General features: G+C 72.4%; 11 protein-coding genes. 9 read left to right on the top strand and 2 right to left on the bottom strand.

Annotation, left to right across the window (positions count from 1 at the left end):
* The coding region (locus ABD308_RS23590; protein WP_344338311.1) for an LCP family protein at window positions 1–1,643 on the top strand (1,643 nt) is incomplete at its 5' end.
* A 66-nt stretch (window positions 1,644–1,709) separates the two neighbouring features.
* Here the strand turns inward: ABD308_RS23590 and ABD308_RS23585 are convergent.
* Window positions 1,710–2,339 carry a hypothetical protein gene (locus ABD308_RS23585; protein ID WP_376086292.1) on the bottom strand — a complete coding sequence of 210 codons (630 nt, stop codon included), beginning with the start codon at window positions 2,337–2,339 and terminating at the stop codon, window positions 1,710–1,712.
* A 321-nt stretch (window positions 2,340–2,660) separates the two neighbouring features.
* On the opposite strand from ABD308_RS23585, the gene hemL reads away from it, so the two are divergent.
* From hemL to ABD308_RS23550, 7 genes are all read left to right on the top strand, one after another.
* Window positions 2,661–3,989: a glutamate-1-semialdehyde 2,1-aminomutase gene (gene hemL / locus ABD308_RS23580; RefSeq protein WP_344338308.1), complete on the top strand. Its 1,329-nt coding sequence runs from the start codon at window positions 2,661–2,663 to the stop codon at window positions 3,987–3,989.
* Window positions 3,990–4,059: 70 nt separating this feature from the next.
* Complete coding sequence (locus ABD308_RS23575) at window positions 4,060–4,707, top strand: histidine phosphatase family protein (RefSeq protein WP_344338350.1); 648 nt, start codon at window positions 4,060–4,062, stop codon at window positions 4,705–4,707.
* 231 nt (window positions 4,708–4,938) lie between these two features.
* A complete protein-coding gene (locus ABD308_RS23570) occupies window positions 4,939–5,559 on the top strand; it encodes a TlpA family protein disulfide reductase (RefSeq protein ID WP_344338307.1) in 621 nt (206 codons plus the stop codon).
* Entirely contained in the window at window positions 5,556–6,329 is a 774-nt protein-coding gene (locus tag ABD308_RS23565) for a cytochrome c biogenesis CcdA family protein (RefSeq protein WP_344338302.1), read from the top strand. The genes ABD308_RS23570 and ABD308_RS23565 overlap by 4 nt, the downstream gene beginning before the upstream one ends.
* A gap of 3 nt (window positions 6,330–6,332) precedes the next feature.
* Window positions 6,333–8,108, top strand: a complete 1,776-nt coding sequence (gene resB, locus ABD308_RS23560; RefSeq protein WP_344338299.1) for a cytochrome c biogenesis protein ResB — start codon at window positions 6,333–6,335, stop codon at window positions 8,106–8,108.
* 3 nt (window positions 8,109–8,111) lie between these two features.
* A complete protein-coding gene (gene ccsB, locus ABD308_RS23555; protein WP_344338298.1) occupies window positions 8,112–9,245 on the top strand; it encodes a c-type cytochrome biogenesis protein CcsB in 1,134 nt (377 codons plus the stop codon).
* 126 nt (window positions 9,246–9,371) lie between these two features.
* On the top strand, window positions 9,372–9,776 hold the full coding sequence (locus ABD308_RS23550) for a hypothetical protein (protein ID WP_344338296.1): 405 nt from the start codon (window positions 9,372–9,374) through the stop codon (window positions 9,774–9,776).
* A 5-nt stretch (window positions 9,777–9,781) separates the two neighbouring features.
* On the opposite strand, the gene ABD308_RS23545 is transcribed toward ABD308_RS23550, so the two are convergent.
* On the bottom strand, window positions 9,782–10,843 hold the full coding sequence (locus tag ABD308_RS23545) for a ScbA/BarX family gamma-butyrolactone biosynthesis protein (RefSeq protein ID WP_344338294.1): 1,062 nt from the start codon (window positions 10,841–10,843) through the stop codon (window positions 9,782–9,784).
* Between the two features lie 365 nt (window positions 10,844–11,208).
* Here ABD308_RS23545 and ABD308_RS23540 point away from each other — a divergent pair.
* Window positions 11,209–11,672: TetR family transcriptional regulator (locus ABD308_RS23540; protein ID WP_344338292.1), on the top strand; the 464-nt coding region annotated here is incomplete at its 3' end.

Here is an 11,672-nt window from a genome sequence, read left to right as displayed (position 1 = left end):
GCGGCCGGGCCGAGGCCCGGCGGGCGGCGCAGTCGAAGGGCCGTGGCGGGCAGGGCGGTGACGGCGGGTCGAACGGCCAGGGCCACCGCCGCTCGGGCGGGCGCGGCAAGAAGCCCGAGCGCAACGTCAAGAAGGTCGTCGGCTGGACGGCGGTCGGCGCGCTGGTACTGATAGCCGGCACCGGTGGCGCGATCTACTTCAAGCTCAACGGCAACATCAAGACCATCGACTCCGACGCGCTCAGCAAGGAGCGCCCGCCGGAGGCCACCGCCGACGCCAACGGCAACAAGCCGGTGAACATCCTGCTGATCGGCTCGGACAGCCGCGGCGGCACCAACTCGGACCTGGGCGGCGGTGACACCGAGGGCGCCCGCTCGGACACCACGATCCTGTTGCACGTCTACGCCGACCACAAGAACGCCATCGGCGTCTCGATCCCGCGCAACACGCTGGTCACCATTCCGCCGTGCAAGCTCCCGAACGGGAAGTGGACCAAGGAACAAAAGGGCAAGGACGTCCTGTTCAACGCCGCGTTCACGGTGGGCGAGTCGCCGGACGGCAACCCCGCCTGCACCCAGAACACGGTGGAGAAGCTCACCGGGATCCGCGTCGACCACACCATGGTGGTCGACTTCTCCGGCTTCGCGGCGATGACCAAGGCCGTCGGCGGCGTCGAGGTCTGCCTGCCCAAGGACATCTACCAGAAGGACCTCAACGAGAAGCTGCCCACCAAGGGCTCCCTCGTCCTGAAGAAGGGCCAGCAGAAGGTCGAGGGCCAGCAGGCGCTCGACTACGTCCGGCTGCGGCACGGCATCGGCGACGGTTCCGACATCGGCCGGATGAAGCGTCAGCAGGCCTTCATGAGCTCGATGATCAGCACGGTGAAGAAGAAGGGCCTGGAGCCCACCACCCTGCTGCCGCTGGCCGACGCCGCCACCAAGTCGCTGCGCGTCGACGAGGGGCTCAACACCGTCGACAAGCTGATGTCCTTCGCCCTGTCGCTGAAGAACATCGACCTGCACGACCTGAAGTTCGTGACGCCGCCCTGGCGTTACAACGAGGCCAACCTCGACCTGGTGAAGCCCGACGCGGACAGGCTGTGGGAGGCCATCCGTGCCGACCGCACCCTGGACGGCAAGGACGCCACCGGCGAGCAGCCCGACGCGCCCGCCACCCCGGCGCCCCCGGCCACCCCGGAGGCCCCGCCAACCACCACCGCGCCCGCCGCCCCCGCCGTCCCGGCGCCCCCGGTCAAGGTCTTCAACGGAACGACCGCCAACGGACTGGGCGCCAAGGCGGGCGAGGCCCTGAAGGCGGCCCAGTTCACCGTCGGCTCGGTGGCCCAGGCGAAGAACAGCAACAAGCTCACCACCACGATCGAGTACGGCGCCGGGCAGAAGGCCAACGCCGAGAAGGTCGCCGAGCTGTTCCCCGGCGCCACCCTCACCCCCACCTCCGCGGCCGGCATCAGCGTGGTCCTGGGCAAGGACTACGCCGACGCCAACGGCGGTGCCGCCGCTGCCGGCGCGACCACCCCGGCCGCCCCGGCCGCGCCCGCCCCGCTGCCGACCTCGGTCACCGAGGAGGCCCGCTCGGCGGACGACGACATCTGCGCCAACACCACTTACGGATCCGGCGGCTGATCCTCCGTGGGAAGCGGGCGGGGCCCCGGCCATCCGGCCGGGGCCCCGCCCGCTCTCACGTCCCGCTCAGGGCCAGACCAGGCAGTAGAGCTGGTGGCCGGCCTCGTGCAGGCGGTTGGCGAAGTCCTGCCACTCGTGCAGCATGCTGTAGATCACGAAGGCGTCGCGCGGGCCCCGGCGGTCGGGGACGGTGGACCAGATGAAGGCGGCGGCGCCGAGTTCGGTCTCGTCCGCCTTGCGCAGCGGCTCGACGACGTTCTGCGGCAGCTGGACGACGGCGTAGTCCGGGTGCAGCACGACGAGTTCCAGCGGCGGCACCTGGTGCAGCGGCACGCCCTGGATGCCGGTGAGGACCATCGCGCTCATGGTCTCCGGTTTGATCTTGGTGGAGAGGTGGCCGTTGGGGGAGCCACTGGTCTCCATCAGGTCGCCCAGCCGGCCGAGCGAGCCGAGCTCGCCCGCGTCCAGGCCGAGCCCGCCCGGCCCGAGGGCGGTCGGGACCCGGGCCGCGGTCGCCCGGTCGGGTGCGCCGAAGTACTTGTACGTCACCCCCACGCGTCCCTCACCCCGCCTCTCGCGGCCACGGCCGCTCCGCCCCGTTCCCGCTCCCTTACCCCCGCGTGCGGCCCCGGCAGGCCTGCGGGGGCCACCCGCCGCCTCGTCGTGGCCGTCCTGCGCCTCGGACACTCGGACCATCCTCACCGGAATTCGCCGGAATCGACAGACCCCCGCACGTCCGGTGTCCCTCCGGACGTGCTCCTTACCCGTCATGCGCCGCCGTACCCAGTCGCGGTACGCGGCAGTCCTCTCCACACCCCTGCGTCGACCCGGAGCGCCCGCCCGTCCTCGCGGCCGGAGGGACTCCGGAGACACTCCGGGTACATAGTCTGACTGGTCCGGGTAACCGGAGCAGCCAGGGGTCCCGTTGTATGGATAACCGTACAGATTCGGGCGCCCGGATCATCGTTCCAGATGATGAGGTCCGACATGCAGAGGTGAAGGACACGATTTGAGACCATGTCTCCCGTGAGCTATCCCTACGAAGCACCCCAGTCCCAGTCGCTCTTCGACCGCGCGTCCGTCGTGACCCCCGGCGGGGTCAACTCGCCGGTGCGCGCCTTCCGCGCCGTCGGCGGTACGCCGCGCTTCATGGTGTCCGGCACCGGCCCCTACCTGACCGACGCCGACGGCCGTGAGTACGTCGACCTGGTCTGCTCGTGGGGACCGATGATCCTCGGCCACGCGCACCCGGCCGTGCTCGACGCCGTGCGGGGGGCGGTGGCCCTCGGCACCTCCTTCGGCACCCCCGGCCAGGGCGAGGTGGAGCTGGCCGAGGAGATCGTCGCCCGGGTCGCCCCGGTCGAGCAGGTCCGCCTGGTCTCCTCGGGCACCGAGGCCACCATGTCGGCGATCCGGCTGGCCCGCGGCTTCACCGGCCGCGCGAAGGTCGTGAAGTTCGCCGGCTGCTACCACGGCCATGTGGACGCTCTGCTGGCCGCCGCCGGTTCCGGCGTCGCCACCTTCGGCCTGCCGGACACCCCCGGCGTCACCGGCGCCCAGGCCGGCGACACCATCGTGCTGCCCTACAACGACCTCGCCGCCGTCGAGGAGGCCTTCCGGGCCCACCCCGGCGAGATCGCCTGCGTGATCACCGAGGCCTCGCCCGGCAACATGGGCGTCGTCCCGCCGCTGCCCGGCTTCAACGGCGGCCTGGCCCGGCTCTGCCGGGAGAACGGCGCGCTGTTCATCTCGGACGAGGTGATGACCGGTTTCCGCGTCTCCAAGGCCGGCTGGTACGGCCTGGAGGCGGCGAACGAGGGCTGGGCGCCCGACCTGCTGACCTTCGGCAAGGTCATGGGCGGCGGCTTCCCGGCCGCGGCCTTCGGCGGCCGCGCCGACGTGATGGCCCACCTCGCCCCGGCCGGACCGGTCTACCAGGCCGGCACCCTCTCCGGGAACCCGATCGCCACCGCGGCCGGCCTGGCCCAGCTGCGCGGCTGCACCGACGAGGTCTACGCGACCGTCGACCGGGTCGCCGGCGAGGTCTCCGGCCTGGTCTCCGCGGCGCTCGCCAAGGAGGGCGTGGCGCACCGGCTGCAGACCGCCGGGAACATGTTCTCGGTGTTCTTCACCGAGGACGCCGTGACGAACTACGACGAGGCGAAGACCCAGGAGGCGTTCCGCTTCACCGCGTTCTTCCACGCGATGCTCGCCGAGGGCGTCTACCTGCCGCCGTCCGCCTTCGAGTCCTGGTTCGTCTCCGCCGCGCACGACGAGCGGGCGCTGGAGCGGATCGCCGCCGCCCTGCCCGCCGCCGCCCGGGCCGCCGCCGAAGCCGCCGCCTAGGCCCCGCCGCCCTTACGAGCCCCAGGAGTACTGAGAAGTGAGCGCCAAGGACATCACCGTCGTCCACCTGATGCGGCACGGTGAGGTGCACAACCCGGAGGGCGTCCTGTACGGGCGGCTGCCGGGCTACCGGCTGTCCGAGCTGGGCCGCGAGATGGCCGAGCGGGTCGCCGAGGACCTGACCGGGCGGGACATCACCCACGTGGTGGCGTCCCCGCTGGAGCGCGCGCAGGAGACCGCCGCGCCGATCGCCAAGTCGCACGGCCTGGACGTCGCGGTGGACGGGCGGCTGATCGAGGCGGAGAACGTCTTCGAGGGCAAGACCTTCGGAGTGGGCGACGGCTCGCTGCGCAACCCGTCCTACTGGAAGTACCTGACCAACCCGTTCAAGCCCTCCTGGGGCGAGCCGTACCTGGAGCAGGCGGTGCGGATGATGGGCGCGCTGGCCGCCGCCCGGGACGCCGCGCGCGGGCACGAGGCGGTCTGCGTCAGCCACCAGCTGCCGATCTGGATCGTCCGCTCCTTCGTGGAGCGCCGCCGGCTCTGGCACGACCCGCGCAACCGGCAGTGCTCGCTGGCCTCGCTGACCAGCTTCACCTACGAGGGGGACCGGATCGTCTCGGTCGGCTACCGCGAGCCGGCCCGCGACCTGCTGCCGGCCCACCTGGTCGGCAAGGGCGGCAAGAGCAAGCCGGTGGGCAAGAGCTTCGGCGCCTGAGCCCCGCCCGAACCCCGCCGCGGGGACGGGTGATTCCGGGTACGCCGAGGAAGCCCGGACGAGCGGAACGGTGTTCATGGTTCCCGATCCGGTGTAAGAGCCGTGTGAGTAAGACCTGGGTCACATTCCCGCGACACCAGGTGCGGCGCTCCCGCCGCAGGTCAGAGGGGGTCCGGCAGAGAAGGCCGGACCCCCCGGGGCCCGGCCGTGACTTCATGCGAAACTTTTCACATGTCTGGCATGACGCGCCCTCGTCCTCGTGTCGCCGCCGCCGCGGTCACCGCCGCCGCTGCCGCGCTGGTCCTCACCGCTTGCAGTTCCTCCGGCTCCTCGGCCGGTGGCGACGGCCAGATCGGGTTCGTCACGGCCAAGGGCAAGGGCGGCAACATCTCCACCGCCGCCGTCGGCCACCGCCAGGACGCGCCCGACATCGGCGGGAAGACCCTGGAGGGCGACCCGGTCAGGCTCTCCGACTACCGGGGCAAGGTCGTCGTGCTGAACGTCTGGGGCTCCTGGTGCGGCCCGTGCCGCTCGGAGGCCGACGACCTCCAGCGGGTCTGGGAGAAGTACCGGGACCAGGGCGTGCAGTTCCTCGGCATCAACACCCGGGACACCGAGATCAACAACGCCGTCCGCTTCGAGCAGGAGAAGGGCGTCACCTTCCCCAGCATCTACGACCCGGCCGGCGCCGAGCTGCTCAAGTTCCCCAAGGGCAGCCTCAACCCGCAGTCCATCCCGACCACCCTGGTGGTCGACCGGGACGGCAGGCTGGCCGCCCGAGCCGTCGGCGGCCAGACCGACGACGCCCTGGAGTCGATGCTCCAGCCGATCGTGGCGGAGCAGCAGAAGTGAGCGGGACACTGCTCCTCGCCGACAACATCGGGACCATCCAGAGCGGGGCGCTGCTGGTCGCGGCGCCGATCGCGGTGGCGGCCGGCCTGGTGTCGTTCTTCTCGCCCTGCGTGCTGCCGCTGGTCCCCGGCTACCTCTCCTACGTCACCGGCTTCTCCGCCGCCGACCTCGCCGACGCGCGTGGGGCCCGGCGCGGCCGGATGCTGGCGGGCGCGCTGCTGTTCATCCTCGGTTTCACCGCCGTGTTCGTATCCGGTGGCGCGCTGTTCGGCTTCTTCGGCCAGACGCTCCAGGAGCACAAGCGGGTCATCTCGATCGTGCTCGGCTCGGTGACCGTCGTGATGGGCCTGGCCTTCATGGGCCTGGTGCCCGGGCTGAGCATGCGCGAGCTGCGTTCGCACCGCCGCCCGGCCGTCGGCCTGCTCGGCGCGCCGATGCTGGGCGTGGTGTTCGGTGTGGGCTGGACCCCCTGTCTCGGCCCGACCATGTCGGCGATCCAGACGCTGGCCTTCAACGAGGCCGACGCCGGGCGCGCAGCCCTGCTGATGACCGCCTACTGCCTGGGCCTCGGCGTACCGTTCGTCGTGGCCGCGGTGGCCTTCCGGCGCGCGCTGGGCGCCTTCGGCTGGGTCAAGCGGCACTATCCGCTCGTGATGCGGATCGGCGGCGGCATGCTCGTCGTGGTCGGTCTGCTCCTGGTCACCGGGGCCTGGGACTCGATGGTGAGTGACCTGCAGAACCAGTTCGCCGACTTCCAGATCGGAATCTGACCCGTGACCAAGACCACGACCGATCGCGAGCAGCGCGAGGCCGCCGCCGCGCAGGGCGAGGCCGAGGGCGCGGCCGAGCGGCTCACCACCGCCCCGGCCGAGTCCGACGGCCCCACCGGCATCGGCGTGCTCGGCTGGCTGCGCTGGATGTGGCGCCAGCTGACCTCGATGCGGGTCGCGCTGATCCTGCTGTTCCTGCTCTCGCTGGCGGCCATCCCCGGCTCGCTGATCCCGCAGAACGGCCAGAACCAGTTCAAGGTCGAGACCTGGAAGGCGCAGCACACCACGGTCGCGCCGATCTACGAGAAGCTCCAGCTGTTCGACGTCTACAGCTCGGTCTGGTTCTCGGCGATCTACATCCTGCTGTTCGTCTCGCTGGCCGGCTGCATCGTGCCGCGCACCTGGCAGTTCGTCGGGGTGCTGCGCGCGGCGCCCCCGGCGGCGCCGCGCAACCTGACCCGGATGCCGGTGTACGCGGCCTGGCGCACGGACGCGGACGCCGAGGCCGTCAACACCGCCGCCCACCGGCTGCTGCGCGGGCGGCGGTTCCGGGCGCACCTGGCCGGCGGCGCGGTGGCGGCCGAGAAGGGCTACCTGCGCGAGGTCGGCAACCTGGTCTTCCACCTGTCGCTGTTCGCGCTGCTCGGCGGCTTCGCCTGGGCGAGCCTGGCCAGCGGCACCGGCGGCAAGCTGCTGGTCGAGGGCGACGGCTACTCCAACACCATCACGCAACTGGACGACTTCACCGGCACCCGGTTCTACGGCAGCGACGACCTCGACCCCTTCTACGTGAAGCTGAACAGCTTCACCTCGAAGTTCCAGAACAACGGCTCGCAGATCGGCAGCGCGCGGCAGTTCACCGCGGGCGTCGAGTACTACGAGGGCAGCGACCCGTCGAAGCTCAAGCAGGGCAAGATCGAGGTCAACCACCCGCTGGAGATCGGTGGCAGCAAGGTCTACCTGATCGGCCACGGCTACGCCCCGGTGATCGAGGTCCGCAACGCGGCCGGCGAGGTCGTCTACAGCGGCGCCACGCCGTTCCTGCCGCAGGACGGCAACCTGACCTCCACCGGCGTCATCAAGGTCTCCGACTACGGCGAGAAGGACGGCAAGAAGACCCAGCTGGGCCTCTCCGGCTTCTTCCTGCCGACCTCGCCGGCGGCCTTCGACCCGAACCTCGGCCCGCGCTCGCTGTTCCCCGGTGACGCGGACCCGGCGCTGGTGCTCAACGCCTACGCGGGCGACCTGGGCACCGACTCCGGCCTGCCGCAGAACATCTACCAGCTCAACACCAAGAACCTGACCCAGCTCCAGCGGGACGGCGAGGCGGCCAAGGCCAAGCTGAAGCCCAACCAGGTCTGGGAGCTGCCGGACGGCTACGGCACGGTCACCTTCAAGGGCTACAAGCAGTGGGCCAGCTTCAACGTCTCGCACCGTCCGGGCAACGGCATCGCCCTGGCCGGCGGGGTGGCGGCGATCGCCGGCCTGATCGGCTCGCTGTTCATCCAGCGGCGCCGGATCTGGGTGCGCGCGGTGGCCCTGCCGGACGGCGGCACCCTGGTCGAGCTGGCCGGTCTGGGCCGCAGCGAGTCGGCGAAGATCGCCGAGGAGCTGGCCGCGCTCGCGGTGGACCTCCAGGACGACGCCCCGGCGCTCGACGACGAGCCCGACGAGCCCGACGCCCTAGACGAGCCCGACGAGGGCGGTACCACCGAGGCCGACGAGGCCTCAGCACCCGAAGAATCCGCAGTCCCCGCCGACCAGAACTCCAAGGAGTAGACGGTGCACCTCGCCTCGTCGGTCGACCCGCAGCTGGCCGACCTGTCCAACAAGCTGATCTATTCGGCGATGGCGGTCTATCTGATCGCCATGTTCGCCTACATGTTCGAGTGGACCTTCGGCTCGAAGGGCGCCGTCGCCGTCCGCTCCATCGAGCAGGCCGGCCTGGCCGCGACCGTCGCGGACGCCGAGGCCAAGGCCAAGGGCGCCAAGAAGGTCACCGTCACCGTCGCCTCCGCGCACGGCGGCACCACCACGCTGACCCGCACGGCGCTGGCCGGCGAGGGCGCCACGGTGGTGACCAGCGGGCGCGGCGACGACGAGGTCGACGGTCCCGGCGCGGCCGGCACCAGTGTGAAGGCCGACCTGGCCGGCCGGATCGCGGTCTCGCTCACCGTCCTCGGCCTCCTGCTGCACATCGGCGGCGTCCTCACCCGCGGCCTCTCGGTCTCCCGCTGGCCGTGGGGCAACATGTACGAGTTCTCCTGCGCCTTCGCGCTCGCCATGACGGTGGCCTTCGTCGGCCTGCTGGTCGCGAAGAAGCCGGTCCGCTGGCTCGGCCTGCCGGTCACCCTGGCGGTGGTGCTCACCCTCGGCATCGCCACCGAGGTGCTGTACACCGAGTCCGAGCAGCTCGTCCCGGCCCTGCACTCCTACTGGCTGGCGATCCACGTCTCCACCGCGATCGTCTGCGGCGGCGCCTTCTACGCGGCGTTCGTCACGACGCTGCTGTACCTGGGCAAGGACTCCTTCGACAAGCGGATGGCGGCCGGCCTGACCAAGGGCCCGCTCGGCACCTCGGCGTCGGTCTGGCGCCGGCTGCCCGCCGCGTCGACCCTGGACAAGCTGTCCTACCGGATCAACGCCCTGGTCTTCCCGCTGTGGACCTTCACCATCATCGCGGGCGCGATCTGGGCCGAGGCCGCCTGGGGCAAGTACTGGGAATGGGACCCGAAGGAGACCTGGTCGTTCATCACCTGGGTCGCCTACGCGTGCTACCTGCACGCCCGCGCCACCGCCGGCTGGAAGGGCCGCAAGGCCGCGTACCTGGCGCTCGCCGCCTTCGCCTGCTGGCTGTTCAACTACTACGGCGTGAACATCTTCGTCACCGGCAAGCACTCCTACGCGGGGATTTGACCGGGACCGGAAACCACCCACCGGCCCGGCACTCACAACGAGTTGGCCGGGCCGAGGTGCGACAGGGGTAGTTCGTGCCGGCCCGCCCGGTCCGGCACGGGGAGGAACTGAGGAGGAAATCGCGCGATGGAGTGCGACGAGGTCATGCTGACCGTCCGAATCACCGCCGCCGAGCACCTGCTGCTCCGCCGGCTCGCCCAGGGACATCGCAGCGACGTGTCCGAGGTGGTGGCCGACGGGCTGCTGGACATCATCCCCACGCTGAGCTCGCCGGCCGACGCCTACCGGCTGCTGGGCGCCCTGGCGGCCCCCGCGCCGTGCGCGCTGACCGTCTGGCTGCCGACGCCGCTGGCCGACCTGCTGGTGCCGGGTGCGGCGCGGATCGCCCAGCTGACCCAGGTGCGGATCGGCTCGGCCAGCGCGATGCTGGGCTCCGCGCTGCGGCTGTGGCTGGCCCAGGACCCGGGGCGGCTGGCGGAGAACCTCTCGGTGATGCACGCCGGCCGGCCGTCCGCGCTGATGGCCGCCTGACGGGTTCAGCCGGCGAGCGGCAGGCCGCGCCGGGCGGGGGCCGGCGCGGTCGCGGCCGGGCCGCCGTCGGCCGGTCCGGTGAGCAGCCGGGCCTCGGCCACCGTCCGGCCGTCCTGCACCATCAGGACCCGCAGCGGCGCCCGCCGCCCGCTGCCGCCGCCGGTCCGCTGCCCGCCCTCCCGGACGGCCCGCACCACGCAGGGGCGGTCCGGGACGATCGGGTCGTGGAAGGACGTGACCAGTTCCAGCGGCACCACCCGGTCCGGGTGGTGCAGGCGCTGGGCGGCCTGCCGGGCGGCCTCCAGGACGAGCATCCCGGGCAGGTGGCCGGGTGCCGGGTCCCTCGGGTCGAACAGCACCGGGTGACCGGCGTCCGCGTGCAGCAGCCAGCTGCCGGGCAGCAGCGCGGGGCCGAGCACCACGTCGGCGGCCTGCTGGCGGCCCACCAGCTCCGGGGCGGTGGCCTGGCCGGTGAGCCGCAGCGGGGCGGCGGCCGGGCCGGGGCCGCGCAGCCGGTCGTAGGCGGCGGGGGAGAGGATCCGCAGCCCGCCGAAGCCGCGGCCGACGGGGTGGCCGTCGCGCTCGACCTCGGCGTGCACCCGCAGCGCGGCCAGCCGGCCGTGCCGCATCCGGACGTCGTGGCAGGTGATCCGGAGCATCAGCTCGGCGGGGGCGGCGGTGACCGCCAGGCTCTCCAGGCCGGCCGGGCCGAGCGTGTAGCCGAGTTCCTCCAGCACCGCGTGGTGGTCGTGCGGGACGCCGAATCCGGCGTGGCCGACCAGCAGGGCGGCCTGCCGGACCGTCTCGGCCATCAGCACCGGGTCGTGGTGCCGGTCGCCGGGCAGCCGATAGAAGCCGTGCAGCCGGGGCCACTGGGCGCCGAGCAGGAAGTCGTACGGGCCGGTGGCCTGCCAGCCGGTGATCAGCACCTCGGCGACCGAGGAGCGGTGCACCAGGTGGCGCGAGACGGTCCGTTCGTGGAAGTCGTAGCCGCCCGGGCCCGGACCCGCGGGGCCGTGGGGGTGGGGATAAGGGGCGTCGCCGTCCATCGCGGTGAACACTGGCATGGCGGGCCCCACTCCCGGGTGTCGGTCGGCCGGCCGTGCGGGCGGCCCTGAGAAAACATACAGGCCACCCGGTTTCTGCTCCCCCTGCGGGGTCGGCGCGGACACGCACCCGCCCAGCCCACGGTACTCGGGCTCCGGCCTGCGGCAACGTCCGGCCGACCCGGTCCGGGCCTTGGGCGAGGGGCCCTTCCCCCCTGGACGGCGGGGGCCGGACAGGGGCTAGATTAGATACCAACCATGCGGTTTCGGGCGGTCGCGGCGCGCCACCGACGGTCCGCAGACGGGGGCACCGCGGCTTCGACGGCGGCGCCGTGACAGCAACCGGGCGGGCCGCAGCCCGTCGCGGCCGGGGCCGGAGGGGCCGAGTGGCTAAGCAGGAACGGGCGGGGCGAACCAGGCAGGCCGTGCTGTTCGCCGCGGCGGACACCTTCGCCGACGCGGGCTTCGAGTCGGCGAGCCTGGTCGACATCAGCCGCCGGGCGGGCGTCAGCAAGGGCGCGCTCTACTTCCACTTCGTCTCCAAGCAGGCGCTGGCCGACGGGGTCCGCGCCGAGGCCGCCGACACCATCGGCCTGGCGGTGCTGCGGGCGCTGCGCGGCGGCGGTCCGGCCGTCCAGGAACTCGTCGACCTCACCCATGAACTGGCCCGGCTGCTGCGGGAGGACGTGGTGGTCCGGGCCGGCGTGCTGCTCGGCCTCGGCGGCCGGCCGGCGGGCTGTGACGCCGGTGCGGTGGTGGCCCCGGCCGGCTCGCCGCCGGAGCCCTCCACGGACGCCTGGCGGAGCCTCACCGCCGTCTTCCGCGCCCTGCTCGACCGGGCCTCGGCGGT

The organism is Kitasatospora putterlickiae, assembly GCF_039527695.1.
Classification (GTDB): Bacteria; Actinomycetota; Actinomycetes; order Streptomycetales; family Streptomycetaceae; genus Kitasatospora; species Kitasatospora putterlickiae.
The sequence above is the reverse complement of the archived record's forward strand: the minus strand, read 5'-3'. Positions and strand labels throughout refer to the sequence as shown.

Bases quoted from the DNA above. Each gene is read 5' to 3' on its own strand.
- hemL (WP_344338308.1), top strand. From the start codon at position 2,661: ATGTCTCCCGTGAGCTATCCCTACGAAGCACCCCAGTCCCAGTCGCTC.
- ABD308_RS23550 (WP_344338296.1), top strand. From the start codon at position 9,372: ATGGAGTGCGACGAGGTCATGCTGACCGTCCGAATCACCGCCGCCGAG.
- ABD308_RS23585 (WP_376086292.1), bottom strand. From the start codon at position 2,339: ATGGTCCGAGTGTCCGAGGCGCAGGACGGCCACGACGAGGCGGCGGGT.
- ABD308_RS23575 (WP_344338350.1), top strand. From the start codon at position 4,060: ATGCGGCACGGTGAGGTGCACAACCCGGAGGGCGTCCTGTACGGGCGG.
- ABD308_RS23545 (WP_344338294.1), bottom strand. From the start codon at position 10,843: ATGCCAGTGTTCACCGCGATGGACGGCGACGCCCCTTATCCCCACCCC.
- ABD308_RS23570 (WP_344338307.1), top strand. From the start codon at position 4,939: ATGTCTGGCATGACGCGCCCTCGTCCTCGTGTCGCCGCCGCCGCGGTC.